Source organism: Dyella agri (genome assembly GCF_044904705.1).
Classification (GTDB): domain Bacteria; phylum Pseudomonadota; class Gammaproteobacteria; order Xanthomonadales; family Rhodanobacteraceae; genus Rhodanobacter_A; species Rhodanobacter_A agri.
The window spans coordinates 57,585-80,887 of the sequence record NZ_JADIKL010000015.1; the positions used below are offsets into that span (position 1 = coordinate 57,585).

Below are 23,303 nucleotides of genomic sequence, written 5' to 3' on the forward strand. Positions count from 1 at the left end.
TTGATTCCGGCGATCAGGGATGATCGCAAAGGCATAGCGAGAGTGCGGCCATGGATGGTCGCCCATTTGATTCTGGCGATCAGGGATGATCGCAAAGACATAGCGAGAGTGCGGCCATGGACGGTCGCCCGTGTGATTCTGGCGATCAGAGATGATCGCAAAGGTACGGGGATGCGGCCAAGGTGGCCGCAAGGATCATCGCCCTCGCCGCCAGGCCAGCCAGGCGGCCAGCAGCGCACCTGCTGCGTACCAGGCCCAGTCGACCGGACGCAGACCCAGCCGCGCCAGCGACACCAACATGCCGGCGCCGGCCGTGTGCAAGGTATCGGTGAGGCGCAGGCCGAAGTTGCCGGCGAGCTTGATCGCGGCCATCAGCACGTTGAAGTAGAGCGCCGCCAGCAGGGTGGCGAAGGCCGCCAGCACGGCCGCACCGGGTCCGGGGCGGCGTATCCAGTGGCGAACCGCCCACGCCAGCACCACGCCTGCCACCAGCGCCAGCCAGGGCGCGGGCCGGCTCATATACATGGCCGCCACCATCCACGTCGCGCCCACGGCCATACCCATCATCGCGGCGCAGAACAGGGCGAACAGATACAGCGGTACGTCGAGAGGCTTCATGGCGCGGGGCGGAGTGAGGGGAGGTGGCGCATGCGTCAGTCCGGCGGGCAAAGCGCCGATCATAGCCGGTCGCCGCTGCCGGTCGCCGCGCGCGAGCCGGTCGTAGCTTGCAATTCCATGGCGCCGGCCTGATCTGAAGCAGGTAGGCGGCGCCGCGGCACGGCATAATAGACAGCTTGGCGCGCCCGTGGCGCCCATCATTGACGACGGATTGGCGAGTGGCATGAGTGGTTTCAGTCTGAGCAGCGAACCCTTCACCCTGATGCGCGACTGCGAGGCGGTGATGGTGCCGCAGGGCGAAACGGTGAGCCTGCCCGCCGGCCAGAGCGGCTACATCACCCAGGCACTGGGCGGAAGCTTCACCGTCTACGTGGAAGGCAACCTGTTCCGCATCGCGGGCAAGGACGCCGACGCGCTGGGCAAGGAGCCGCCGCCGCCGATCGAAGTGCCGGCGGATGCCACCGATGCCGACGTGGAGAAGCTGGCCTGGGATCAGCTGCGCACCGTGTTCGACCCGGAGATCCCGGTGAACGTGGTCGAACTGGGGCTGGTCTACGACCTCAGCCTGGAGCAGCGCGAGGACGGCCAGCGCAAGGTCTACGTCAAGCTCACCCTCACCGCGCCCGGCTGCGGCATGGGCGACATCCTGGTGGACGACGCCCGCACCAAGCTGGAGATGATCCCCACCATCGCCGAGGCCGACATCGACCTGGTGTTCGACCCGCCGTGGAACCACTCGATGATGTCCGAGCTGGCGAAGCTGGAAACCGGGATGCTTTGATGCTTGGCTCCCTCTCCCCTGCGGGGAGAGGGCTGGGGTGAGGGGTTGTCTTGCGAAAATGGAACGTCGGAGCGCGCTTTCGTTGAGGCGTTCTTGCGGGCGTGCCCCCTCACCTCGATCCTCTCCCCGGAGGGGAGAGGAAGAAAATCAGCCCCGCACTTCCTCGAAGCGATTCTCTGCCCGGTTCTTGCGCACCTTGGCCGGGTCCCACACGCGGCCATTCATCGTGATGTAGACGCCGTCGGGCAGGGTCTGCACCGCGGCCACCGCGCAGCCGATGTTGAACACCGCGTCCGAGCCCTGGAAGCGCGCGGGGTTCAGCGCGCCGGTGAGCACGATCACCTTGCCGGGGATGCCCGCCAGCACGTGTGCGGTCTCCACCATGGTGTCGGTACCGTGGGTGACCAGCACGTGGCGGTGCGGCTGCGCCTCGATGGTGGAGCGGATCAGCGCGCGGTCCTCGTCGGTAACGTGCAGGCTGTCCTTGCGCAGGATCGGGATCACGTCGAACTGGAACGCCACGCCGAGCTGGCCGAGGATCTCGCCGATCTGCGGCGCGCCGATCTTGTAGTCCGACTTGTCGTCGAAATAGATCTTGTCGATGGTGCCGCCGGTGGTGACGATGGTGAGATGCTGCATGGTCCGAGCCGGATCGAGGAGGGCCGCCAGTCTAACGCCGCACCGTACGGGACCGGAACCGCAGGTTTCCGCAAACGTTCCGTGCGCCGGTCATCTTTCGAGATCCCACTGCCGGTAACACTGGCCGATGGCACGCGCAGAGGCGAGCCGGATCTTCGGCAGCAGGATCTGGCGATAGCGTTCAGCGTTGCGCCTGCGGTTTCCCGGCGTGACGACGGCGATGTAGTGGATCATCTCCCACTTGATGCGGTCGCCGCCGCCTTCCAGTGCGCCGGCCCTGGCTCGGCCCGACAGGCATCTCCTCACATACCGGAACAGGCTGAGCGGGGTCGATATGTCCAGCAGGATGATGCCTGTCGCGCGCTGGAGGCGCTGCGGCATGCAGTTGGAATAATTCCCGTCCATGACCCAGGCGTCGCCGAGGATCGCCTCATCGTGCAAGGCCGTGAACTCGTCCGGAGGGCGCGGTTGCCAGTCCGTGCCGGGCAGGTGGTGCAGCTGATCGAGATGGATTGCCGGCAGCCCGTGTTTGCGCGCAATCGCGTTGGCGAGTGTCGACTTGCCGCTGTTGGACGGACCCAGGATGCAGATGCGCCTTCCCAACGCCGGCAACCGCATGGCATTCAATCCAGCAATTGGCGGGTGTCGTCCGCGCCGGTGTCGGCTAGCCGCAGCAGGCCGTGGCCGAGGAAGCGACGCAAGGCTGCCGCGGGTCGCGCATCGCCGCGTGTCTGCGCCCATGCCGCCTGCCGGGTCAGCAAAGCCGCTGCCGCGCTGCGTGCCAGCGTGAGTGCCAAGCCCCGCGCACCCGCTTCCAGCCCGGTACGGTCGGTGGGCGGCGCGTCGAGGTGGCTGGCGGCGGCATCCAGTGCGGCGTCGATCGCGAAGGCGGCGTGCGGGTCGCCGCCCTGTTGCCACGCGGCGACGGCGGTGCGCAGCGCGTCGAGTCCGTCGCCTGCCAGTGCGCGCAGTGCGTCCAGCGCGAGTACGTTCGTGGTGCCCTCCCAGATCGCGTACACCTGCGCGTCGCGCAGCAGCTGCGGCAGGCCGGTGTCTTCGATGTAGCCGGCGCCGCCGAAGCACTCCAGCGCCTCGGAGCAGAGACGCACCGCGAGCTTGCCGGTCCACAGCTTCGCCAGCGGGGTGAGCAGGCGCAGCAGCTGCGCTTCGTGCGGTGCGGCTACGCCGTGTTCCACGCGCCCCAGCAGCTGCGCCACCTCGAAGGCCAGCGCGAACGCGCCTTCGAATTCAGCCTGCATGTCGGCCAGGGTCTGCGCATGCAACGGCTGTTCGACCAGCGGACGGCCGAAGGCCAGTCGCCGCCCGGCGTAGTCGCGGGCCAGTGCGATCGCCCGCGCCATGCTTGCGACGGCGCATACGGCGTTCCACGTGCGCGTGACGTTGAGCATCGGCGCCACCTGGCGCACGCCGTTCGCCAGTTCGCCCAGCGGCCACGCGGGCAGGCCGTCGAGGTGGATCTCGGCGGTGGGCAGCTCATGGGTGCCCAGCTTGTCCTTGAGGCGGTCGATGATGAGTTCCGGCTTGCGTGCGGCACCGTCCATCGTCTCGACGTAGAACAGCGCCAGCGCACCGGAGCCGCCGCCGGCGCCCTCGGGTCGGGCCAGTGCCAGCGCGGCCTCGCCCACCACGGCAGAGCTGAACCACTTGCGGCCATGCAGACGCCACTGGCCGTTGGCGTCCTGTCGCGCCACGGTTTCCGTATGGCTCACGTCCGAGCCGCCGTGGGTCTCGGTCATCCACTGGCCGCTGAGCCAGAACGTCGAAGCATCGCGACTGAGAAAATGCGGTAGCGCGCGCTCGATCAATGCCTGGTTGCCGGAGGCTTTCAACGCGGTCGCCGCGCCATCGGTCATCGCCAGCGGGCAGGTGTAGAACTCGCTGGCCACGTGGTAGAGGTAGGCGCGGGCGAATTCCTCCAGCCGGGCGTGCTCGTGGTTCTCGTGGCCGCTGGCGAGCACCGCATGGTAAGTGGTGATGTCGGGGCCTTCCTGCCACGCCTCGGTCAATTCGATGCGGTCCACCCGTCGGCCCCAGGCGTCCCATTGCGTGAGCACGGGCTTGCGCCGCGTGGTGACGGCGGCGCGTTGCCACGCCAGCAGCGCGTAGTCGCCCAGCGCACCGAGGTCGGTATCCAGTGTGGCGCGGCGCGAGGCAGGCACGGCGCGGTCCAGCAGGGCGTGCAGCAGGCGGTCGCTGCGGTACGGGTGAGCAAGCTGCGGTGCGTCTTGCAGGTATCCCATGACCGGCTCCGGTGCGGATCGACCGCGCCAGTATAGGCAGACAGCTGTCCCCGCCGCGTGAGCCGCTGGCGGCGCTCAGCCGCCGACGGCGGCCAGCTTCTGCAGGCGCGCCGCGTGGCGCTTGAGGGCGTTGCGCAAGCGTGCCGGCGTACGCACCTCGAAGTCGAACGGCAACCGCGCCAGCTGGCGGGCGAACCAGTCGAGGTCATCCGCGCTGCTGCGCAGGAGCACGCCGCCATCAACGGGCTCGAACAGGCCGAAGGCGAGCGAGAAGGCGTCGCGGGCGGTTTTCAGATCGGTACGCAGCAGTACCTCGATCGCCATGCTGCGCGGCAGGGTGGCGATGCTGAAGGCGAGCTGCTCCAACGCGTCGAAGTCCGCCGGGCGTTCGAAATGCGTGGCCAGCGCCTGTACCGCGCCTATGCGATCCAGCCGGAACGAGCGCAGGTCGTGGCGCAAGTGGCACCAGCCGACCACGTACCACGCCCCCGCACGCCAGGCGAGGCCGTAGGGATCGACATCGCGTTCGCTGCGCTGGTGCTGTGGCGTGGTGTAGTCCAGGTGCACGCGCTGCTGTGCCTGCGCCGCGGCGGTCAGCGCGATCAGCGCTTCGTTGCTGTGCGGGGCGTCGCTGGTGTGGGCGAGGTCGACGCGCACCGTCTCGGCAATCGCATGCAGCTGGCGCTTCAGGCGATCCGGCGTGACGCGTGCCAGCTTGGCCTGGGCGCTGGCCACGGCCGGCGCGGCTTCGGCGAGGCCCAGTCCGCGCGCGGCGACCAACCCTACCGACAGCGCCAGCGCCTCGTCGTCGTTGAACATCAGCGGCGGCAGCTTGAAGCCGGGCACCAGCATGTAGGCGCCGTAGCGTCCGCGCTCGGCGACGATCGGGACGCCCAGTTCCTCGAGCGTGGCGATGTAGCGGCGCAGGGTGCGCCCATCCACGCCGATCCGCCGCGCCAGTTCCGGGCCGCTGATGCGGCCGCAGCCCTGCAGCAGTTCCAGCACGGCCAGCACGCGGGTGGTGGGTTGGGTCATGCGCGGAGCTTGGCGATATATCAGGGCGAATTATGTCCTGATTTGGCCGTAACGTGCGCGCACGCCAACACACGCGCCGACCGGCGCATCGGGAGCCACCATGAAGTCCGCGTACCGCCATCTGCTGGGCCTGTTCTCCATGATCGCGCTGGGAGTGGCTGGATCGACACCGGCCGAGCCGGCCGTCGCCAGCCGCACCAGCGCGTCGTCGCACGAGGCGCTGCCCGCGATGGCAACCGTCAGCCACCTGCACGATTTCCAGGTTGTCGAATTGCGCCGTTACACCACGACGCATGGCGGCCGCGCGCACTTTGCCAGCTACTTCGACACTTATTTCCCGGAGGCCTTCGAACAGTTGGGTGCGATGGTGTTCGGCCAGTTCCTGCCACGCGAGCACCCGGACCAGTTCGTCTGGCTGCGCGGCTTCCACGACATGCCCGCGCGGCCGGTGGTGAGTTCGCAGTTCTACTACGGGCCGCTGTGGCGCGAGCACCGCCTGAAGGTGAATGCGCTGTTGCCGGACAGCGACAACGTGATGTTGCTGCGTCCGTTGCGGCCGGACACCGGTGTAGCCGTGCTGCCGGCGGTGGACCCGGTGGACGAGCCGCGTGGCGCGCAAGGCATCATGGTCATGCAGATCTTCGCGGTGAAGAAGGGTGACGAGGATGCGTTGGCGGCGCGTGCGGAAGCGCAGTTCGGCAGTTACCGTGTTGCCGGCGTGCATCCGGCCGGCATCCTGGTCACGCTGGACGAGCCGAACAACTTTCCGCAGCTGCCGGTGCGCACAGACGGCCCGTGGCTGGTCTGGCTGGGCGTGGTCAGCGACGAAGCGACGCTGCGCGAGCAACTGCAGCCAGCGATGCAGGCGGCCGCGAGAGCCTTGCTCGCCAGCGGCATGCTGCGCACCGCGCCTGAGCAGCTGGTGATGGATCCGACACCGCGCTCGCGGCTGCGCTGGCTGCCGGATACCGGCGAGGTGGCGCGATGAACCACGCAGCCCAGCTGTGGCTGTTCTTCGTGGTGGTGTTCGGGGTGATCGCGTTGCCGGGGCTGGACATGGCCTTCGTGTTCGGCAGCGCGCTGAGCGGCGGCCGTGCCCGCGGGCTGGCGGCGGTGGGCGGCATCGTGGCCGGCGGTGCCTGCCACGTGCTGATGGCGGCGCTGGGGATCAGCGTGCTGGTACGGCTGGTGCCCGGCGTGTTCAACGCCTTGTTGTTGGCGGGTGCGCTCTACATCGCCTGGATCGGCATTTCGCTGTTGCGCAGCGCTGTAGGGTTCCACGCGCCGGCGGCCGGTCAGGCCGTGGCGCCGCTGGGTGCGACCTTCCGGCAGGGAGTGCTCACCTGCCTGCTCAATCCCAAGGCCTACCTGTTCATGCTGGCGATCTTCCCGCAGTTCCTGCGCCCGGCCGACGGTTTGCTGTGGCTGCAGGCGCTGGTGCTGTGGGCGATCATCGCGCTCACCCAGTGTGGCGTGTATGGGGCGCTGGCGCTGCTGGCGGGCCGCGTCCGCGGATGGTTGCAGGGGCGTCCGGGCAGCGGCGTGCTGGCCACGCGTTGCGTGGGCGGTCTGCTGATCGCCGTCGCGGCGTTCACCGGGCTGGAAGCCATGCGGCCCAGGTGAGCGGGATGCTCAATCCGGCACGATCGCGTCGAAGTCCACCAGGTCGGCCTGCTCGCCGCGCATGTACAGACGCTTGCGCCGATGCGGGTAGTCACAGATGTCCTGCTCCAGGCGCTGGCCGGCCACCAGCATCACCAGCGGGATGTCGCCGGTGTTGGTGATCACGTGGGCGGGACCGTTGCGCGCAAAGCCGAGGAAGTCTCCGGTGCCGATGTCGTGGGCTTGCTCGCCGATCAGCGCGCGGCCATGCCCCGCCAGCACGTAGACACACTCTTCCTCGTAGTGATGGAAGTGGTATTCGCTGGAGTCGCGACCGGGCATCAGCTCGATGCGATGGAAGCCGAGCTGGGTGATCCCGGTGGCATCGCCCAGCGATTTGCGCAGGCGCAGCGCGTTCGGATTCAGTGGATGGGGACTGACGACGGCCTCCATGGCCTCGATGTCGGCGGCTTTCAGCAGCTCGCGGGTCTGGGACATGGGGATCTCCCGACGTTGGATGGACAGGACGGTATCAGTGGCGCGGGCGTCGCACGCCGGCGCCCAGCGTGGCGATCAGCAGCAAGGTCAGCGCGATCTCGGCTACGGCCAGCGCGCGCTCGGCGGGCGAGCTCCAGGCCTCGGCCACGCCGTGGCAGAAATAAAACAGCGCGAGGATGCCGACCCAGAGCAGGGCGCGGCGCGGCTTGCGCAAGGCGGCGAGGGGCAGCAACAGCGGGACCACCGTGATCGCCAGCACCAGCACCACGGGCACACTCTGCGATGGCTGCAGCCAGCCGTGCCAGAGCAGTTGCAGCGCCACGAGCCCGGCCCAGGCGGCGAGGCCCAGTTTCTGTTCGACCGGCAAGACGGCAGCGCTCATGCGTTCGCGGCCAGCTTGCGGGCAGTGTCGGCGAGGCGGCGGCCCAGCGCACGGGCCAGTTCGCGTTCGTGCTCGCTGATCGCGTTCTCGCCCTTGGGGCCGGCGACATGGCTGGCGCCGTAGGGCGAACCACCACTCTGGGTGGTGGTGAGCGCGGGCTCGGTATACGGAATGCCCAGCAGCAGCATGCCGTGATGCAGCAGCGGCAGAGACATCGACAGCAAGGTGGATTCCTGGCCGCCGTGCATGGTGCTGGTGGAGGTGAACACGGCGGCAGGCTTGCCCACCAGCGTGCCACTGGCCCATTCGGCGCCGGTGGTGTCGAGGAAGTGCTTGAGCGGGGCAGCCATGTTGCCGAAGCGGGTGGGGCTGCCCATGGCAAGGCCGCTGCAGTCGGCGAGGTCCTGCTTCGTCACATAGGGCGCGCCGTCGTCCGGCACCGGCGGTTGCGCGGTTTCCGTGACCGGCGCCACCGGTGGCACCTGGCGCAGGCGCGCGCGCATGCCGGGGATCTCCTCGATGCCGCGGGCGATCAGTCGCGCCAGCTGCGCGGTGTGGCCGTTGCGGCTGTAGTAGAGGACGAGGATGTCGTTCATGCGTCGGGCAGGCTCCATGGGTAGTTCGATCCAGCAGTGGATCGCTCGCCGGCCATCGCTCAAGCGTGATCGGCGGGCCGGAAAGTGCGGGAAGCATGTCCCCGGCATCATGCTAGTGTACGGGCGATATCCGCGAGCCTGGCTATTGCCATGAAACTCCGTTTCGACCGCGATCGCACACGCAGTTTCGGCCGCTTCCTGTGGCAGCGCTTCGTCGACGACAAGTGCTTCGAAACCGCCGGTGCGCTGTCCTACACCACCTTGGTGTCGCTGGTGCCGCTGATGGTGGCGGCGCTGGCGATGTTTTCGGCATTCCCGGCGTTCGAGAGCGCCCGCGACACCTTGCTCGATTTCGTGTTCCACCATTTCGTGCCGGCGGCGGGCCACCACATCGAGGAGGCGATGCAGGGCTTCGCCAAGAATGCCAGCCAGCTCACCAGCATCAGCCTGCTGGTGATGCTGTTCAGCGCGATCTCGATGATGGTGAGCATCGAGGATCGGCTCAACCGCATCTGGCGCGTGCAGACCCCGCGACGCTGGAGTTCGCGGCTGCTGCTGTACTGGGCCGCGCTGACGCTGGGGCCGTTGCTGGTAGTGGGCGGACTTGCGGTGAGTTCCTACCTCACGGCGGTGCCCTTGCTGCAAGGGGCGGCGGTACAACTTGGATTGGGCGGATACCTGCTGCGGCTGGTGCCGTTCACGGTGACCTTCGTCACCTTGCTGCTGATGTACGTGCTGATCCCGAACCGGCGCGTGTCGCGCCGCAACGCGGCGATCGGCGCCATGCTCGGGGCGGTGTTGTTCGCGGTCGCGCGCTGGGGATTCCGCCTGTTCGTGCATGGCGGCCATGCCTACCAGCAGATCTACGGCGCGTTGGCGGCGATCCCGATTTTCCTGGCGTGGATCTACTTGTCGTGGATCATCGTGATTCTTGGCGCTTCGGTGGCGGCGGCGGTGTCCGCGTTCGAGTACCAGCCGACCGCCGAGAAGCTGCCGCCGGGCAGCGAGCTCCTCGGTTTGCTGGTGGTGCTGCGGCATTGCGTGGACGCGCAGCGCGCCGGCCGCAGCGTGGATCCGGCGGTGCTGCGCGCGAACGAACCGCGCCTGCACAGCCTGGCGATCGCCGGGTACTTCGACGATCTGCATCGCGCCGGGCTGGTCCGGCGCGACGAGGCGGGCGGCTGGCTGTTGGCGCGCAGCCTGGACAGCACCGACCTGCGTCGCGTCTACACCCACTGCGGTTACCGCCTGCCACTCGAGCCGGTGCGCCAGGCCGCGGCGCTGGGCCTGTCCCTGCCAGACGAACTGCTGGCCTTGCTGGATGCGCTCGCCGGCACGCTGGATGGCGCACTGGGCACGAGGCTGGATCGGGCCTATCCTGCGCCCACGTCCCCTGTTGCCGAGGAAACCGCCCGATGAATGCCCGCAAATGGACGGGGCTGTGCGCGCTCGCGTTTGCCTGTCTGGCGCCCGCCTATGCAGCCATGCCGGCGCATCCCGCGCTCAAGGTCACGACGCTGGACGGCAAGCCCTACGACCTCGCCGCCCAGCACGGGCATTGGGTGATCGTGAATTTCTGGGCCACCTGGTGCGTGCCGTGCATCGCGGAGATGCCGGAGCTTTCGCGTTACGTGGCCACGCATCCGGACGTGCGCGCGGTAGGCCTGGCCTACGAGGACAGCGAGCCGGCCGACATCCGGGCGTTCCTCAAGAAACACCCGGTGGTATACCCGGTCGCCCAGGTAACACTGGACAAGCCGCTGAAGGATTTCGACGAGCCGCGCGGCCTGCCCACCACCTGGCTGATTGCGCCGGACGGCACTGTGGCCACGCACTTCATCGGCCCGATCAATACCGCGAAACTGGATGCGGCGATCGGCAAGGCCAAGTGATGCCTGCGGCACGCTTCCTCGTCAGTGGCCGCGTGCAAGGCGTGTTCTTTCGCGCCAGCGCGCGCGAGCAAGCACTGGCGCTGGGCATCGAAGGCCAGGCGGTCAACTTGCCGGATGGCCGCGTCGAAGTGTTGGCCGTCGGCGATGCAGCCGCGGTCGACGCGCTGGAGCGCTGGCTGTGGCAGGGGCCGCCCGCGGCGCGGGTGGATGCGGTCGAGCGGACGGCATGGCCGGAACCGGCGGCCAGCGGGTTCCGCATCGCCTAGCCGCTGATCCGGTTAGTACTAGCTAGCCGCCGATCCGGTTAGTACTAGTAAGTATCCGGCACCAGGCAAGCCTGCTTGGTGACGCGCTCCTTGCCGGGCTTGCCCTTCAGCTTGGGCAGTTTCACCGGCGGCGCAGCCTTGGCGTGCATGGGCACCTGCTGCAGCAGGTGCCGGATCAGGTTGATGCGACCGCGCTTCTGGTCGTTGAAGTCGGCGACGAACCACGGTGCATGGTCGCTGTGCGTGCGTTCGATCATCAGATCGCGCAGCCGCCCCATCTCGGCATATTTGTGCCGTGCCTGCAGATCCACCGGCGACAGTTTCCAGCGCTTCAGCGGATCGCTGGCGCGTTCGGCGAAGCGCTGCTCCTGCTCGGCCTGGTCCACCGCCAGCCAGTACTTGAGCAGGATGATGCCGTCGTCGACGAGCAGCTTTTCGAAAGCCGGCACCGCCTGCAGGAAGGCTTCGTACTGGGCTTTGTCGCAGAAACCCATCGCCGGCTCGACCACGGCGCGGTTGTACCAGCTGCGGTCGAACAGCACGAGTTCGCCGGCGCTGGGAAGGTGGGCGACGTAGCGCTGGAAGTACCACTGCGTGGCCTCGGCGTCGCTGGGCTTGGGCAGCGCCACGATGCGGCAGCCACGGGTATCCAGCCGCTCGCTGATCGCCTTGATGGTGCCGCCCTTGCCGGCGGTGTCGCGGCCTTCGAAGATCACCAGCAGCCGCTTGCCGCTGCTGCGCAGGCCCTGCTGCAGCCGGGTCAGCTCGATCTGGAGTTCTTCGAGAGCGTGTTGGTAGCGCTTGCCCATGTCTGCTCCGGCGGTCGCCATGCTCGGACAGACTATAACCGGCTCTTAGGCGTGGCCGAGCGCCTGCAATTGGTCGGCCTGGTTCTCGCGGGTCAGCGTATCGACCAGTTCGTCCAGGTCGCCCTGGATGATTTCCGGCAGGCGGTACAAGGTGAGGTTGACGCGGTGGTCGGTGATGCGGCCCTGCGGGAAGTTGTAGGTGCGGATGCGCTGACTGCGGTCGCCCGAGCCCACCTGCAGGCGGCGCGATTCGGCCTGTGCTGCGGCCTGCTTGCCTTGGGCCTCGTCGAGCAGGCGCGCTTGCAGCAGGCTCATCGCGCGGGCGCGGTTCTTGTGCTGGCTGCGCTCGTCCTGGCACTCCACCACCGTGCCGCTGGGCAGGTGGGTGATGCGGATCGCCGAGTCGGTCTTGTTGACGTGCTGGCCACCCGCCCCCGAAGCGCGGAAGGTGTCGACCTTGAGGTCGGCGGGGTTGATCGCGATTTCCTCGATCGCGTCCAGCTCGGGCAGGATCGCCACCGTGGCGGCCGAGGTGTGGATGCGTCCCTGCGATTCGGTTTCCGGCACGCGCTGCACGCGATGGGTGCCCGATTCGAACTTCAGCCGCGAATACGCGCCCTTGCCCTCGACGCGCGCCACGATCTCCTTGTAGCCGCCGTGCTCGCCGGCGTGCTCGCTGAGGATCTCCACCTGCCAGCGCCGGCGTTCGGCGTAGCGCAGGTACATGCGGAAGAGGTCGCCGGCGAAAATCGCCGCCTCGTCGCCACCGGTGCCGGCACGCACTTCGAGGTAGAGGTTGGCCTCGTCGCGCGGGTCCTTGGGCAGCAGCAGGAGCTGCAGCTCGCCGTCCAGTTCGATGAGGTGTTGCTCCAGCCGCGCGATGTCGTCGGCGGCCATCTCGGCCAGCTCCGGCTCGTCCAGCATCGCGCGGGCGTCGGCCAGCTCGCGTTCGGCGGCGTCGTGATCGCGCAGCGCGGCGGTGACCGGTTCCAGCTGGGCGTACTCGCGCGACAGCTCGCGGAAGCGCGTGCCGTCGGCGAGCACCTCGGGTTGGGCCAGCAGCAGGCCGATCTCCTCGTGGCGCTCGGCGAGGGTTTCGAGTTTGCGGCGGATGGAAGGCGTCATGGGCAGAAAACAGGAAAGCGAGGACGAAACAGCCGACACGTCGGCCGCGCGAATGCAGGAGGCGGCAGCCAGCCGCCCTCGCTACGCGTTCCGCGTGTCCTGGTCTTCCTCGTCCAGCCCGTACAGCCGGCCGGCCGCATGCAGCAGATCCAGGTCGCCGGAAAGCGCGGCCTCGCGCAAGCGTGCGCTGGGGTGGTGCAGCAGCTTGTTGGTCAGCGTGTGGGCGAGGAAGCCCAGCGCCTCGTCGGGCGACTTGCCGCGTGCCAGCATGGCGCGGGCCTTGTCCAGCACGTCGTCGCGGTACGCCTCCGCGTGCTGGCGCAGGTCCAGTGCGGGGTTGCGCACGGTGAGCGCGCGGCGCCAGGCCATGTAGCGGTCCACCTGCAGGTCGATGATGGCATCGGCCTCGCGCGCAGCGGCGGCGCGCGAGCGGCGGTTGTCGTCGATCACCTGTTGCAGGTCGTCGATACCGTAGAGATAGACATCGGGGAGCTCGGCCACCGCGGGCTCGATGTCGCGCGGCACCGCGATATCGACCATGAACATCGGTTTGCGGCGGCGCGCGGCCAGTGCTTGCTCGACCATCACGCGGGTGACGATGGGCTGGCGCGCGGCGGTGGAGGTGATCACCACGTCGGCTTCGGCGAGGTGTTGCGGCAGGTCGGCCAGCGCGATGGCGTAGCCGCCGTAGCGGCCTGCCAGGTCCTGCGCGGTCTCCAGCGTGCGGTTCGCCACGATCAGCCGGCGCGCTTGTTTGTCGGCGAGGTGGCGCGCGGCCAGCTCGATGGTGTCGCCGGCGCCGATCAGCAGTACGCAGGCCTCGCGCAGGTCGGCGAACACCTGCTCGGCGAGGCGCACCGCGGTGAACGCCACCGAGACGGTGTGCGCGCCGATGCGGGTTTCCGTACGTACCCGCTTGGCCACCGCAAAGGTGTGCTGCAGCAGTCGGTCCAGCGGCGCCTTCAGCGTGTGCGCCTCGCGCGCGAGCTGGTAGGCATCCTTCACCTGGCCGAGGATCTGCGGCTCGCCCAGCACCATCGAATCCAGCCCGGTGGCGACGCGGAACAGGTGGCGCGCCGCATCCTGCTCGTCATGGCGGTACAGGAACTCGTCCAGCTTGCCGGGAGTCAGACGATGGTGACGGCTCAGCCACGCCTGCGGCAGCAGCTCGGCGCCGGCGGCCACGCTTACGTACAGCTCGGTGCGGTTGCAGGTGGACAGGATCATCGCCTCTTCCACGCCGGGCTCGTGCTGCAGCTCGTGCAGGGCGGCGGCCGCGGTTTCGGGGTCGAACGCCACCTGTTCGCGCAGGTTGACCGGCGCGGTGAGATGGTTGAGCCCGAGGGCGATCAGCGGCATGAGGTGGCGGAAATCCGGCGGTGGTCAGGCGGCGTAGGCTAAGCTTGTCGTCGAGGCGCCGTGGATACGGGCACGGTCGTGGCTTGATGGGCGGACAGACGGTGGTCAGTGTGCGAAGCAGGCGTTGCGGATTCAAGCAGATGCGGCATTTTACGGCAGCCGCGACGCTGATGCTCGGGCTGGCCGCCTGTGCGCAGGCGCCGCTCAGGCCGGCCGCCGGTCCGGCACCGGCCGCTGCCCAGCCGCTGGCGCGGATGACGGTGGTGACGCCGGACGAGGATCACGACCTGCTCGCACAGCTGATGGCGGGCGAGATGGCGCTGGGCCGCAGCGATCTGCAGGCCGCCGAGCTCCACTACGGCAAGGCGATGGCGCTGAGCGACGACCCGACCGTGGCCGAGCGCGCCACGATGCTGGCGATCGCGACACATGACGACGCGGCTGCCGGCCGTGCGCTGGATCGCTGGCAGGCGCTGGGCGCCCAGCCGGCGGCGATGGCGCAGGCGCGCGCCCAGCTGGCGTTGAACCGCGGCGACACGTCCGAGGCGCAGCGCCAGCTGGAGATCCTCACCAAAAGCCACGACAAGAACGCCTGGCGCGGATTCGGCCAGGTGCTGTTGACTGCGCGCGACCAGGCCCAGGCCGGGCAACTGCTGGAGGCGCTGGCCACGCCGCAGCGCCTGCCTGCCGACCCGCAGGCCTGGCTGGCGATGAGCGAGCTCGGCGACAAGCTGGGCCGCCACGCCTATGCGCAACGCGTTGCCGATGCCGCGCTGGCGCGTTTCCGCAACGACGCCGAGGTCTTTGCCTGGGCGGCGCAGATGAAGGCCCGCAATGGCGACACCAAGGGCGCGCGCGTGTTGTTGCAGCAGGCGATCGCCAAGGCGCCCGACAACGTGCACCTGCGCCTGGTCTACGCGAGCATGCTCAGCGAGGCCGGCGACTACGCGGCGGCCGCGAAGCTGCTGGATCATGGTCCACAGAGCGCCGATACCTACCAGTTGCGCGCCGCGCTGGCCGCGCGCAGCAACGACACCAAGGCGCTGGCCGCGCTGTATCGCCAGCTGCAGCAGGCCGGTCCGGACGTGCGCGAGCAGAACGCCTTCCTGCTTGGCCAGCTGGCCGAGATGCAGCACCGCGACACCGAAGCGCTGTCCTGGTACGGCCAGGTCGGTGACGACGATCCGCATGCCTTCGACGCCGACCTGCGCAGCGCCGTGCTGTTGCAGGCGCAAGGCAAGAGTGCCGAGGCGCACGAACTGCTCGGCCAGATGCAGCTGGACTACCTCGACCAGCCGGTCCAGCTACGCCAGGCCTGGCAGCTCGATGCCGAGCTCTACATGCGTGAGCTGCGCTACGTGCAGGCGGTCAATGCGTTCACTCGCGCGCTGCAGGTGGTGCCGAACGATCCCGGCCTGCTGTACGGCCGCGGCCTGGCCTATGCCGAGGTCGGCCAGATCGATCTGGCGGTGAAGGATTTCCGCAGCCTGCTCAAGCTCAAGCCTGACGACATCGATGCGAGCAACGCGCTGGGCTACACCCTGGCCGATGCGAACCGCGACCTGCCCGAGGCCGAGCAATTGGTAGCCAAGGCGCGTGCGGCGCGGCCGAACGACCCGGCGATTGCCGATTCCTGGGGTTGGGTGCAGTACCGGCTGGGCCACCTGGACCAGGCGGTACAGGCCCTGCGCGGTGCATGGCAGGCCGGCAAGGCTGCCGATATCGGCGTGCACCTCGGCGAAGTGCTGTGGAGGCAGGGCGACCGCCAGGACGCGCAGCGCGTGTTCGATGAGGTGCGCAAGATCGACCCGCACAACACCAACCTGCAAAGCGCGCTGAAGCGGCTGCATCCATGAAGCGACATCAAAGAATCCTGGCGGCGGCGCTGCCCCTGCTGCTTGCCGCCTGCGCGCCGCAGCTCGTGCGCATCAAGGGCGATGCCGGTCTACTGAACGCACAAGTCGCGCGCGAACAGGCGCTGGCGCACACCGACCATTGGACGCTGGATGGCCGGCTCGGCGTCTCCGACGGCCACGATGGCGTCAGCGGCGGCTTTACCTGGACGCAGGACGGCGGCAACTACAGCTTCGTGTTCCGCGCGCCCATCACCGGGCGCAGTTTCGAACTGAGCAGCGGCCCCGACGGCGCCGTGCTGAAAGGGCTGGACGGCGGTCCGGTTCAAGGCGCGGATGCCGAGGCGCTGATGCAGCGTGCGCTGGGCTGGGAAGTGCCGCTGCACGACTTGCGCGCCTGGGTGCTGGGGCTGCGCGCCGACAGCGGCCCGGCCGAACTGGCCTTCGGCGACAACCGTTTGCCCTCGCTGCTCACGCAGGACGGCTGGTCGGTGGATTACCGCGCCTGGGACACCGCGCGCCAGCCGCCGCTGCCCACCACCATCTTCGCCACCCGGCCGCCGTACAAGGTGCGCCTGTCGGTGGAGAACTGGACGCTTCGATAAGGCCGCATGAGCTTCACCATCGTTCCCGCCCGCCTCGACCAGGCTGACACGCTGCGCGACATCGAGCGCGCGGCGCAGGCGTTGTTCCGCGGCCACCCCGCGTGGCCGTCCTACGCCGATTCACCGATGGACTCGCAGGCGCTGGCCGAAGCGATAGGTGCGGGTCGGGTGTGGGTGGCGTCGGAGGAGGGTGGCCGTGCCGTGGGTTTCGTCGGCGTGGCGATCGAGGATGGCGAGGTAGGCATCGCCGAGATCGACGTGCTGCCCAGCCATGGCCGGCGCGGCATCGGTGCGGCGCTGCTGGAACACGCTTGTGCGTGGGCGGCCGAGTCGGGGTATCCGTCCGTGGTGCTCGGTACGCTCTCAGACGTGCCATGGAATGCGCCGTTCTATGCGCGCCACGGTTTCGAGGCCATCGATCCGGAGCAATACACGCCGGCGCTGGCGGAACACCATGCGCACGACCGCGAGCGTGGCTTTCCCATGCATCTGCGCGTCTTCATGCGTCGCCGCCTGCGCGCCGAGCCCGATGGCTGGACGCGCTGGCCGGCGCCGGCCAAGCTCAACCTGTTCCTGCGCATCACCGGCCGCCGCGCCGACGGTTACCACGAGCTGCAGACCGTGTTCCGCCTGCTCGACTGGGGCGACGAGCTGCGTCTGCGCGTGCGCGAAGACGGTGCGGTCCGCCGCCTCACCGACGTGCCCGGCGTGCCCGAGCGGGACGATCTGGTGGTGCGCGCCGCATCCTTGTTGCGCGAGTACACGGGCGTCGCGCAGGGGGCGGAGATCGAGCTGGAGAAGCGCATCCCGATGGGCGGCGGCCTCGGCGGCGGCAGTTCGGACGCGGCCACTGTGCTGGTGGCGTTGAACCATCTTTGGCGCGCCGGCCTGGACGAGGACGCCCTGGCCGAACTGGGCCGGCGGCTGGGTGCCGACGTGCCGGTGTTCGTGCGCGGCCGCTCGGCCTGGGCCGAGGGCGTCGGCGAGCGGCTGACCCCGCTGGCGTTGCCGCGACGGCATTACGTGGTGCTCGATCCGCAGGAACACGTGCCCACCACGGCGCTGTTTCAAGCGCCTGAATTGACACGAAATGCGCCTCCGGCGACAATTTCGTCCTTTGTTTCGGGCGAAACGACGGAAAACGCCTTCACGCCGGTGGTGCGCGCGCGCCATTCGCGCGTGGCGGCGGCGCTGGATTGGCTGGGTCGCCATGGGGCGGCAAGGCTTTCCGGCAGCGGCGGTTGCGTGTTTCTGGAGTTGCGCACGCTGGAGCAGGCACAGGCCATCGCGGCCCGCTGCCCGCCCGCGTTCGCGGCTCACGTAGCCATCGGTGTCGCGGTTTCGCCCTTGTACGGGGCGCTGGGCCGCCATGGCGGTAGCGCCAGCCCGTAATGGCTGGAAGTACGAGTGGCGAACCATGGAGGGTTCGCGCGTTGGCGTCCACGCGAGTGGGCGCCAACGGAGGCAGATCCGGAAGTGTGCCGGACCTGCCGACCCGATGGGCCGCCAGGAAGGTGGTTCATCGGGATCAATGATGGGGCGTCGCCAAGCTGGTTAAGGCACGGGATTTTGATTCCCGCATGCGCAGGTTCGAATCCTGCCGCCCCAGCCATCCAGTACAGCAGTTGCAGGTTTCCGAGGAACGCAAGCGTGGACAGGTCCAGCCCGATGATGCTGTTTGCCGGCAAGGCGCACCCTGCGCTGGCCGAAGACGTTGCCCACCGCCTGGGCGTGCCGCTCGGCAAGGCACTGGTCAGCACCTTCAGCGACGGCGAAGTGCAGATCGAGATCGAGGAGAACGTCCGCAACCAGGAAGTGTTCGTGCTGCAGCCCACGGGTGCGCCGAGCGCGAAAAACCTGGTCGAGCTGCTGGCGCTGGCCGATGCGCTGAAACGCGCCTCCGCCGCCCGCGTGACTGCGGTGGTTCCGTACTTCGGCTATGCGCGGCAGGATCGCCGGCCGCGTTCGGCGCGCGTGCCGATCACCGCGAAGCTGGTGGCCAAGATGATCGGTACCGCCGGCATCGACCGCGTGGTCACGGTGGACTTGCATGCCGAGCAGATCCAGGGCTTCTTCGACATCCCGGTGGACAACGTCTACGCCTCGCCGGTGCTGCTGGCCGACATCTGGCGCAACCACAGCATGGACGACCTGATCGTGGTGAGTCCGGACGTGGGCGGCGTGGTGCGTGCCCGTGCGCTGGCCAAACGCCTGGACGACGCCGATCTGGCGATCATCGACAAGCGTCGCCCCAAGGCCAACGTGGCCACGGTGATGAACATCATCGGCGACGTGGCGGGCAAGACCTGCGTGATGGTGGACGACATCGTTGATACCGCCGGCACGCTGTGCGCCGCGGCCGCTGCGCTGAAGGAGCGCGGTGCGAAGAAGGTGGTGGCCTATTGCGTGCATCCGGTGCTGTCCGGGGCGGCGATGAGCAACCTGGAGAATTCCCAGCTTGATCAGCTGGTGGTTACCAACACGCTGCCGTTGAGCGCGGAGGCGAAGGCCAACGCGAAGATTCGCGTGCTTTCGGTGGCCGAGCTGCTGGCCGAAACGATCCGCCGCATCGCCTTCGGCGAGTCGGTGAGTTCGCTGTACGTCGATTGATATTTGAAAGGCCGCCCAGGACGGGTGGTTTTTGATGTCCAGCTTTTCGCGGCACGGATGTCGCGCAGAAGCAACCGGCTTTTCTGGTCGCGGAAAAGTCGAACAGCCGCCGCGAGGCGGTTTTCCAACCCAAGGTAATACCGAAATGGCAAAGACTCATGAAATCAAGGCCGAGAGCCGCAAGGACGAGGGGAAAGGTGCGAGCCGCCGCCTGCGTCGTGCGGCCTACGTGCCGGCCGTCGTCTACGGTGCGGGCCAGCCCCCGCAGAGCATCCAGATCGAGCACAACACCATCCTGCTCGCCGCCAAGCACGAGTGGTTCTTTTCCTCCGTGCTCGACCTGAGCGTCGACGGCAAGGTGCAGAAGGTGCTGGTGCGCGACTGGCAGAAGCACCCGTTCAAGCAGCAGATGATGCACATGGATTTCCTGCGCATCGACGAGAACCACGCCATCCGCGTGAACGTCCCGCTGCACTTCCTGAACCAGGAGAAGTCCGCCGCCGCCAAGACCTCCGGCGTGGTGATCTCGCACAACCTGACGGAAGTGGAAGTCTCCTGCCTGCCGAAGGACCTGCCCGAGTTCATCGAGCTGGACCTGGCTGACCTGAAGACCGGCGACATCGTTCACCTGTCGCAGCTGAAGCTGCCGAAGGGCGTCGAGATCGTCGCGCTGCACCTGGGCGCCGACCACGACGTGGCCGTGGTCACCGCGAACACGGTGAAGGAAGAGGTCGAGGAAGCTCCGGCCGCCGAGGGTGCCGCTGCCGAGGCTGCGCCTGCCGCTGCCGCCGCGCCGGCCAAGGACGCCAAGAAGTAAGCCGCTGCGGCCCGCGCTCCCACGGGGCGCGGGCCCAGGCGCTTGCTGGCCGTCATGGCGGGTTTGCGACTCATTGTCGGGCTGGGTAATCCCGGTGCCGAATACCTCAGAACCCGGCACAACGCCGGGTTCTGGCTTGTGGACGCTCTCGCATCAGGGCAGGGCGAGCGCTGGAGCTTCGACGGCAAGCTGCATGGCGAGACCTGCAAGCTGCGTGTCGGCGGCGAACAGGTCTGGCTGCTCAAGCCCGCCACTTTCATGAACAAGAGCGGCATCGCGGTGGCTTCCGCGCTGCGCTATTACAAGATTACGCCGGAGGAATGCCTGGTCGTCCACGACGACCTGGACCTGCCTGCCGGCACCACGCGCCTGAAGTTCGACGGCGGCCACGGCGGCCAGAACGGGCTGCGCGATATCGTCGCCCATCTGGGCCACGGCAAGTTCCATCGCCTGCGTGTCGGCATCGGCCATCCCGGCCACAAGGACAAGGTCACGTCCTGGGTGCTCGGGCGTCCGTCGGCGCAGGACGAAGACGCTATCGTCGACGGCATCGCGCGCGCGCTGGACGTGCTGCCGCTGGTGGTCGATGGCCAGTTCGACAAGGCCATGCAGCAACTACATACCCCGGGGGCGGGCGGGAAGGCCGGCAGCTGATTCGCGGCCACCACCTCGCACCGTTTCCCACGAATACAGTTTTGCGGAGTTCCCATGGGCATCAAATGCGGCATCGTCGGCCTGCCTAACGTCGGCAAGTCCACCCTGTTCAACGCGCTGACCAAGGCGGGTATCGCTGCGGCGAACTTCCCGTTCTGCACGATCGAGCCGAACGTGGGCGTGGTGCCGGTGCCCGATCCGCGCCTGAATGCGCTGTCGGCGATCGTCAATCCGCAAAAGGTGATCCCCACCGCGGTGGAGTTCGTCGACATCGCCGGGCTTGTCGCCGGCGCCTCGAAGGGCGAGGGCCTGGGCAACAAGTTCCTCGCGCACATCCGCGAGGTGGACGCGATCACCCACGTGGTGCGTTGCTTCGAGCACGGCGACATCGTGCATGTGGCGGGCAGGGTCGATCCGGTCGCGGACATCGAGACCATCGACACCGAGCTGGCGCTGGCCGACCTGGATTCGGTCGAGAAGGCGCTGAACCGCGCTGAGCGTGCGGCCAAGGCGAACGACAAGGACGCCATCGCCAGGAAGCCGGTACTGCAGAAACTCGCCGCCGGCCTCAACGAAGGCAGGACGGCGCGCAGCCTGGGCCTGGACGACGAGGAAAAGGCGCTGGTGCGCGACTTGTTCCTGCTTACCCTGAAGCCGCTGATGTACATCGCCAACGTGCTGGAGAACGGCTTCGAGAACAACCCGCACCTCGATGCGGTGCGGGCGCGCGCCGTTGCCGAGGGTGCCGAGGTGGTGCCGGTGTGCGCCGCGATCGAGGAAGAACTGGCCCAACTCGATGAGGCGGACCGCGACGAGTTCCTCAAGGACCTGGGCCTGGACGAGCCGGGCCTCAATCGCGTGATCCGGGCGGGCTACAAGTTGCTCGACCTGCAGACGTATTTCACGGCAGGCGTGAAGGAAGTGCGGGCCTGGACGATCAAGCGCGGCTATACCGCGCCGCAGGCGGCCGGTGTGATCCACACCGATTTCGAGCGCGGCTTCATCCGTGCCGAAACCGTCTCCTATGACGACTTCATCCAGTACAAGGGCGAGCAGGGCGCTGCCGCCGCCGGCCGCCTGCGCAAGGAAGGCAAGGATTACGTCGTCAAGGACGGCGACGTGCTGCACTTCCTGTTCAATGTCTGACCGCGTCCTGCGGGCGGCTCGCGCCCGCCGTTGTCGCCGCGTGCGAGGATGCGCAAGGTTCCCGGCGGGCGGTGGAGCGGCGCATGGCGACGGTGGCATTGCGTATCCGGTTGGGGCGTCCCGACGACGCCCTCGCGACCAGCGTGCTGGTGCGCCGCTTGACGCGGCGCTGGATCCTGCCCGATCAGCCGCCCGGCGCGGGTCAGGCCCTGCTGTCGCGGCAGGGCGCGGCGGTCCAGCGCATGCGCATGCATGAGGGCCATCGCTTCCATCTCGCCTGGCTGGGCGACACCCTGGTCGGCGTGGCGACGATGCGCGACGACAGTCACCTTACCCAACTCTTCGTAAGCACCCGCTACCACGGCCGCGGCATCGCCCGCCGCCTGTGGCAGCGCGCGATGGCCGATGCAGTGCGCCGTGCCGGCACGCGGCGCTTCACGCTCAACGCCTCGCGTTGCGCCGTGCCGGCATACCGGCGGCTGGGTTTCGTGGCCGCCGGGCCGGAGCGGCTTTCCCCGAATGGCGTGCTCACCACCCCGATGGTGCTCGAATGCGTGCCGGCGCGGCGCCAGCGGGCATAATGGCGGTTTCCATGTCGCAACGACCGGAGCCCGCATGCCAGGCCAGCAGCACGAAGTGACCTTCCGCTTCCTTGCCCAGCCCACCGACGTCAACTTCGGCGGCAAGGTGCACGGCGGCATGGCGATGAAGTGGATCGACCAGGCCGGCTACGCCTGTGCCGTAGCGTGGAGCGGGGCGTACTGCGTCACCGCTTCGGTCAGCGGCATCCAGTTCGTGGCGCCGATCCTGATCGGCGATCTGGTCACGGTGCAGGCGCGGCTGATCCATACTGGCACCAGCAGCATGCACATGGCGGTGGATGTGCTGGCGAGCGACCTGCGCAAGAACGAGCGTCGCCTGGCGACCAGTTGCGTGATGGTGTTCGTGGCGCTGGACGCACCCGACGGCAAGCCCACGCCGGTGCCGCGCTGGGAGCCGCGCGACGACAGTGAGCGCCAGTTGCAGGCGCATGCGCGGCGGCTGCAGGAATTATCGCGGGAGATGGAACAGCTGGTTGATCTGCGCGCCGGCGAAAACCAGCAGAATACGGGCTGAAATCCGTCCGCGACACAGAGCTGCGATGCGATCGCGAGTGCTCGCAGGTGTTGACAGTCGGCAGGCCGATCCACACAATACGCGTTCTTTGTTGGAGGGATACCCAAGCGGCCAACGGGGGCAGACTGTAAATCTGCTGGCTTACGCCTTCGGTGGTTCGAATCCACCTCCCTCCACCAGTCGAATTCGCGAAAGATTGCGATTGGGCTGGTCTGCCGAATCGGCCTGGCCGATCCGGCAACGGGCTCCGCGCAGGGCGGGAGTAGTTCAATGGTAGAACCTCAGCCTTCCAAGCTGATGGTGCGGGTTCGATTCCCGTCTCCCGCTCCATTGATCCCGCTAGTTTGAAATTTCGCTCATGTAGCTCAGTCGGTAGAGCACTTCCTTGGTAAGGAAGAGGTCGCTGGTTCGATTCCAGTCATGAGCACCATCATCGCTGCAGACTTCGCCCGTTCCGGGCGGTTGTTTCCTCTCACTGACTCCACTGGGATTCTGGCGTATGGCAAAGGGCAAGTTCGAGCGCACCAAGCCCCACGTGAACGTGGGTACGATCGGTCACGTGGACCACGGCAAGACGACGCTGACGGCGGCGCTGACGAAGGTCGGTGCGGAGCGTTTCGGCGGCGAATTCAAGGCCTA

The 23,303-nt window shown here is 68.0% G+C and carries 27 protein-coding genes and 4 tRNA genes; 20 read left to right on the forward strand and 11 right to left on the reverse strand.

Annotation, left to right across the window (positions count from 1 at the left end; all coding sequences use genetic code 11):
* Window positions 1–195: 195 nt before the first annotated feature.
* The gene (locus ISP14_RS17920; RefSeq protein WP_404542564.1) at window positions 196–618 is read right to left on the reverse strand and encodes a hypothetical protein; all 423 of its coding nucleotides are present in this window, start codon (window positions 616–618) and stop codon (window positions 196–198) included.
* Between the two features lie 223 nt (window positions 619–841).
* Between ISP14_RS17920 and sufT the strand changes: the two genes are divergently transcribed.
* Complete coding sequence (gene sufT, locus ISP14_RS17925) at window positions 842–1,399, forward strand: putative Fe-S cluster assembly protein SufT (protein WP_404542566.1); 558 nt, start codon at window positions 842–844, stop codon at window positions 1,397–1,399.
* Between the two features lie 147 nt (window positions 1,400–1,546).
* On the opposite strand, the gene ISP14_RS17930 is transcribed toward sufT, so the two are convergent.
* The 4 genes from ISP14_RS17930 to ISP14_RS17945 form a co-directional block, all read right to left on the reverse strand.
* Window positions 1,547–2,038 (reverse strand): asparaginase domain-containing protein, encoded by a 492-nt coding sequence (locus ISP14_RS17930; RefSeq protein WP_404542568.1) that lies wholly within the window; start codon window positions 2,036–2,038, stop codon window positions 1,547–1,549.
* A 90-nt stretch (window positions 2,039–2,128) separates the two neighbouring features.
* Window positions 2,129–2,656: a P-loop NTPase family protein gene (locus ISP14_RS17935; protein ID WP_404542570.1), complete on the reverse strand. Its 528-nt coding sequence runs from the start codon at window positions 2,654–2,656 to the stop codon at window positions 2,129–2,131.
* 5 nt (window positions 2,657–2,661) lie between these two features.
* Complete coding sequence (locus tag ISP14_RS17940; protein ID WP_404542573.1) at window positions 2,662–4,299, reverse strand: acyl-CoA dehydrogenase family protein; 1,638 nt, start codon at window positions 4,297–4,299, stop codon at window positions 2,662–2,664.
* Between the two features lie 75 nt (window positions 4,300–4,374).
* Window positions 4,375–5,334: a helix-turn-helix transcriptional regulator gene (locus ISP14_RS17945; protein WP_404542575.1), complete on the reverse strand. Its 960-nt coding sequence runs from the start codon at window positions 5,332–5,334 to the stop codon at window positions 4,375–4,377.
* Window positions 5,335–5,434: 100 nt separating this feature from the next.
* Here ISP14_RS17945 and ISP14_RS17950 point away from each other — a divergent pair, with 100 nt between their 5' ends.
* Together ISP14_RS17950 and ISP14_RS17955 are read left to right on the forward strand one after the other, a co-directional pair.
* The gene (locus tag ISP14_RS17950) at window positions 5,435–6,322 is read left to right on the forward strand and encodes a hypothetical protein (RefSeq protein ID WP_404542578.1); all 888 of its coding nucleotides are present in this window, start codon (window positions 5,435–5,437) and stop codon (window positions 6,320–6,322) included.
* On the forward strand, window positions 6,319–6,957 hold the full coding sequence (locus ISP14_RS17955) for a LysE family translocator (protein ID WP_404542580.1): 639 nt from the start codon (window positions 6,319–6,321) through the stop codon (window positions 6,955–6,957). Before ISP14_RS17950 ends, ISP14_RS17955 begins: the two co-directional genes overlap by 4 nt.
* A gap of 9 nt (window positions 6,958–6,966) precedes the next feature.
* Here the strand turns inward: ISP14_RS17955 and ISP14_RS17960 are convergent, their stop codons facing one another.
* Genes ISP14_RS17960 through wrbA form a run of 3 tightly spaced genes read right to left on the reverse strand, consistent with a single transcriptional unit; the run spans window position 6,967 to window position 8,412 of the window.
* Window positions 6,967–7,434, reverse strand: a complete 468-nt coding sequence (locus ISP14_RS17960) for a cupin domain-containing protein (protein ID WP_404542584.1) — start codon at window positions 7,432–7,434, stop codon at window positions 6,967–6,969.
* 34 nt (window positions 7,435–7,468) lie between these two features.
* A complete protein-coding gene (locus tag ISP14_RS17965; RefSeq protein WP_404542586.1) occupies window positions 7,469–7,816 on the reverse strand; it encodes a DUF2069 domain-containing protein in 348 nt (115 codons plus the stop codon).
* On the reverse strand, window positions 7,813–8,412 hold the full coding sequence (wrbA, locus tag ISP14_RS17970; RefSeq protein WP_404542588.1) for an NAD(P)H:quinone oxidoreductase: 600 nt from the start codon (window positions 8,410–8,412) through the stop codon (window positions 7,813–7,815). The genes ISP14_RS17965 and wrbA overlap by 4 nt, the downstream gene beginning before the upstream one ends.
* Before the next feature lie 150 nt (window positions 8,413–8,562).
* On the opposite strand from wrbA, the gene ISP14_RS17975 reads away from it, so the two are divergent.
* From ISP14_RS17975 to ISP14_RS17985, 3 genes are read left to right on the forward strand one after another with little or no spacing between them, the layout of a single operon-like run.
* Complete coding sequence (locus ISP14_RS17975; protein WP_404542590.1) at window positions 8,563–9,831, forward strand: YihY family inner membrane protein; 1,269 nt, start codon at window positions 8,563–8,565, stop codon at window positions 9,829–9,831.
* Window positions 9,828–10,304 (forward strand): TlpA family protein disulfide reductase, encoded by a 477-nt coding sequence (locus tag ISP14_RS17980; protein ID WP_404542592.1) that lies wholly within the window; start codon window positions 9,828–9,830, stop codon window positions 10,302–10,304. The genes ISP14_RS17975 and ISP14_RS17980 overlap by 4 nt, the downstream gene beginning before the upstream one ends.
* A complete protein-coding gene (locus tag ISP14_RS17985; RefSeq protein WP_404542594.1) occupies window positions 10,304–10,570 on the forward strand; it encodes an acylphosphatase in 267 nt (88 codons plus the stop codon). The genes ISP14_RS17980 and ISP14_RS17985 overlap by 1 nt, the downstream gene beginning before the upstream one ends.
* Window positions 10,571–10,614: 44 nt before the next feature.
* Here the strand turns inward: ISP14_RS17985 and ppk2 are convergent, their stop codons facing one another.
* The 3 genes from ppk2 to hemA form a co-directional block, all read right to left on the reverse strand.
* Window positions 10,615–11,379 (reverse strand): polyphosphate kinase 2, encoded by a 765-nt coding sequence (gene ppk2, locus ISP14_RS17990; protein ID WP_404542597.1) that lies wholly within the window; start codon window positions 11,377–11,379, stop codon window positions 10,615–10,617.
* A gap of 45 nt (window positions 11,380–11,424) precedes the next feature.
* Window positions 11,425–12,504 carry a peptide chain release factor 1 gene (prfA, locus tag ISP14_RS17995; RefSeq protein ID WP_404542600.1) on the reverse strand — a complete coding sequence of 360 codons (1,080 nt, stop codon included), beginning with the start codon at window positions 12,502–12,504 and terminating at the stop codon, window positions 11,425–11,427.
* Window positions 12,505–12,585: 81 nt separating this feature from the next.
* On the reverse strand, window positions 12,586–13,863 hold the full coding sequence (gene hemA, locus ISP14_RS18000; RefSeq protein ID WP_404542603.1) for a glutamyl-tRNA reductase: 1,278 nt from the start codon (window positions 13,861–13,863) through the stop codon (window positions 12,586–12,588).
* A 140-nt stretch (window positions 13,864–14,003) separates the two neighbouring features.
* On the opposite strand from hemA, the gene ISP14_RS18005 reads away from it, so the two are divergent.
* The 14 genes from ISP14_RS18005 to ISP14_RS18070 form a co-directional block, all read left to right on the forward strand.
* A complete protein-coding gene (locus ISP14_RS18005; protein ID WP_404542605.1) occupies window positions 14,004–15,719 on the forward strand; it encodes a tetratricopeptide repeat protein in 1,716 nt (571 codons plus the stop codon).
* Window positions 15,716–16,321 (forward strand): lipoprotein insertase outer membrane protein LolB, encoded by a 606-nt coding sequence (gene lolB / locus ISP14_RS18010; RefSeq protein WP_404542607.1) that lies wholly within the window; start codon window positions 15,716–15,718, stop codon window positions 16,319–16,321. Before ISP14_RS18005 ends, lolB begins: the two co-directional genes overlap by 4 nt.
* Window positions 16,322–16,327: 6 nt before the next feature.
* Entirely contained in the window at window positions 16,328–17,713 is a 1,386-nt protein-coding gene (gene ispE / locus ISP14_RS18015; protein WP_404542610.1) for a 4-(cytidine 5'-diphospho)-2-C-methyl-D-erythritol kinase, read from the forward strand.
* A gap of 143 nt (window positions 17,714–17,856) precedes the next feature.
* Window positions 17,857–17,933 (forward strand) — tRNA-Gln (locus ISP14_RS18020).
* A 59-nt stretch (window positions 17,934–17,992) separates the two neighbouring features.
* A complete protein-coding gene (locus ISP14_RS18025) occupies window positions 17,993–18,931 on the forward strand; it encodes a ribose-phosphate diphosphokinase (RefSeq protein ID WP_404542626.1) in 939 nt (312 codons plus the stop codon).
* A 145-nt stretch (window positions 18,932–19,076) separates the two neighbouring features.
* Window positions 19,077–19,748, forward strand: coding sequence for a 50S ribosomal protein L25/general stress protein Ctc (locus ISP14_RS18030; RefSeq protein WP_404542612.1), 672 nt, complete (start codon window positions 19,077–19,079; stop codon window positions 19,746–19,748).
* A gap of 54 nt (window positions 19,749–19,802) precedes the next feature.
* Complete coding sequence (gene pth / locus ISP14_RS18035) at window positions 19,803–20,402, forward strand: aminoacyl-tRNA hydrolase (RefSeq protein ID WP_404542614.1); 600 nt, start codon at window positions 19,803–19,805, stop codon at window positions 20,400–20,402.
* Between the two features lie 54 nt (window positions 20,403–20,456).
* Entirely contained in the window at window positions 20,457–21,548 is a 1,092-nt protein-coding gene (ychF, locus tag ISP14_RS18040; protein WP_404542616.1) for a redox-regulated ATPase YchF, read from the forward strand.
* An 83-nt stretch (window positions 21,549–21,631) separates the two neighbouring features.
* Window positions 21,632–22,129, forward strand: coding sequence for a GNAT family N-acetyltransferase (locus tag ISP14_RS18045; protein ID WP_404542618.1), 498 nt, complete (start codon window positions 21,632–21,634; stop codon window positions 22,127–22,129).
* Window positions 22,130–22,163: 34 nt separating this feature from the next.
* A complete protein-coding gene (locus ISP14_RS18050) occupies window positions 22,164–22,664 on the forward strand; it encodes an acyl-CoA thioesterase (RefSeq protein ID WP_404542620.1) in 501 nt (166 codons plus the stop codon).
* A gap of 93 nt (window positions 22,665–22,757) precedes the next feature.
* A tRNA-Tyr gene (locus ISP14_RS18055) sits at window positions 22,758–22,843 on the forward strand.
* A 77-nt stretch (window positions 22,844–22,920) separates the two neighbouring features.
* Window positions 22,921–22,994, forward strand: a tRNA-Gly gene (locus ISP14_RS18060).
* A 24-nt stretch (window positions 22,995–23,018) separates the two neighbouring features.
* Window positions 23,019–23,094, forward strand: a tRNA-Thr gene (locus ISP14_RS18065).
* Window positions 23,095–23,163: 69 nt separating this feature from the next.
* A partial coding sequence (locus ISP14_RS18070) for a GTP-binding protein (protein ID WP_239536270.1) occupies window positions 23,164–23,303 on the forward strand: 140 nt, incomplete at its 3' end.

Excerpts from the sequence above, each read along its gene's own strand:
- ISP14_RS17920 (WP_404542564.1), bottom strand. The coding sequence starts at position 618 with ATGAAGCCTCTCGACGTACCGCTGTATCTGTTCGCCCTGTTCTGCGCC.
- sufT (WP_404542566.1), top strand. The coding sequence starts at position 842 with ATGAGTGGTTTCAGTCTGAGCAGCGAACCCTTCACCCTGATGCGCGAC.
- ISP14_RS17930 (WP_404542568.1), bottom strand. The coding sequence starts at position 2,038 with ATGCAGCATCTCACCATCGTCACCACCGGCGGCACCATCGACAAGATC.
- ISP14_RS17935 (WP_404542570.1), bottom strand. The coding sequence starts at position 2,656 with ATGCGGTTGCCGGCGTTGGGAAGGCGCATCTGCATCCTGGGTCCGTCC.
- ISP14_RS17940 (WP_404542573.1), bottom strand. The coding sequence starts at position 4,299 with ATGGGATACCTGCAAGACGCACCGCAGCTTGCTCACCCGTACCGCAGC.
- ISP14_RS17945 (WP_404542575.1), bottom strand. The coding sequence starts at position 5,334 with ATGACCCAACCCACCACCCGCGTGCTGGCCGTGCTGGAACTGCTGCAG.
- ISP14_RS17950 (WP_404542578.1), top strand. The coding sequence starts at position 5,435 with ATGAAGTCCGCGTACCGCCATCTGCTGGGCCTGTTCTCCATGATCGCG.
- ISP14_RS17955 (WP_404542580.1), top strand. The coding sequence starts at position 6,319 with ATGAACCACGCAGCCCAGCTGTGGCTGTTCTTCGTGGTGGTGTTCGGG.
- ISP14_RS17960 (WP_404542584.1), bottom strand. The coding sequence starts at position 7,434 with ATGTCCCAGACCCGCGAGCTGCTGAAAGCCGCCGACATCGAGGCCATG.
- ISP14_RS17965 (WP_404542586.1), bottom strand. The coding sequence starts at position 7,816 with ATGAGCGCTGCCGTCTTGCCGGTCGAACAGAAACTGGGCCTCGCCGCC.
- wrbA (WP_404542588.1), bottom strand. The coding sequence starts at position 8,412 with ATGAACGACATCCTCGTCCTCTACTACAGCCGCAACGGCCACACCGCG.
- ISP14_RS17975 (WP_404542590.1), top strand. The coding sequence starts at position 8,563 with ATGAAACTCCGTTTCGACCGCGATCGCACACGCAGTTTCGGCCGCTTC.
- ISP14_RS17980 (WP_404542592.1), top strand. The coding sequence starts at position 9,828 with ATGAATGCCCGCAAATGGACGGGGCTGTGCGCGCTCGCGTTTGCCTGT.
- ISP14_RS17985 (WP_404542594.1), top strand. The coding sequence starts at position 10,304 with ATGCCTGCGGCACGCTTCCTCGTCAGTGGCCGCGTGCAAGGCGTGTTC.
- ppk2 (WP_404542597.1), bottom strand. The coding sequence starts at position 11,379 with ATGGGCAAGCGCTACCAACACGCTCTCGAAGAACTCCAGATCGAGCTG.
- prfA (WP_404542600.1), bottom strand. The coding sequence starts at position 12,504 with ATGACGCCTTCCATCCGCCGCAAACTCGAAACCCTCGCCGAGCGCCAC.
- hemA (WP_404542603.1), bottom strand. The coding sequence starts at position 13,863 with ATGCCGCTGATCGCCCTCGGGCTCAACCATCTCACCGCGCCGGTCAAC.
- ISP14_RS18005 (WP_404542605.1), top strand. The coding sequence starts at position 14,004 with ATGCGGCATTTTACGGCAGCCGCGACGCTGATGCTCGGGCTGGCCGCC.
- lolB (WP_404542607.1), top strand. The coding sequence starts at position 15,716 with ATGAAGCGACATCAAAGAATCCTGGCGGCGGCGCTGCCCCTGCTGCTT.
- ispE (WP_404542610.1), top strand. The coding sequence starts at position 16,328 with ATGAGCTTCACCATCGTTCCCGCCCGCCTCGACCAGGCTGACACGCTG.
- ISP14_RS18025 (WP_404542626.1), top strand. The coding sequence starts at position 17,993 with ATGCTGTTTGCCGGCAAGGCGCACCCTGCGCTGGCCGAAGACGTTGCC.
- ISP14_RS18030 (WP_404542612.1), top strand. The coding sequence starts at position 19,077 with ATGGCAAAGACTCATGAAATCAAGGCCGAGAGCCGCAAGGACGAGGGG.
- pth (WP_404542614.1), top strand. The coding sequence starts at position 19,803 with ATGGCGGGTTTGCGACTCATTGTCGGGCTGGGTAATCCCGGTGCCGAA.
- ychF (WP_404542616.1), top strand. The coding sequence starts at position 20,457 with ATGGGCATCAAATGCGGCATCGTCGGCCTGCCTAACGTCGGCAAGTCC.
- ISP14_RS18045 (WP_404542618.1), top strand. The coding sequence starts at position 21,632 with ATGGCGACGGTGGCATTGCGTATCCGGTTGGGGCGTCCCGACGACGCC.
- ISP14_RS18050 (WP_404542620.1), top strand. The coding sequence starts at position 22,164 with ATGCCAGGCCAGCAGCACGAAGTGACCTTCCGCTTCCTTGCCCAGCCC.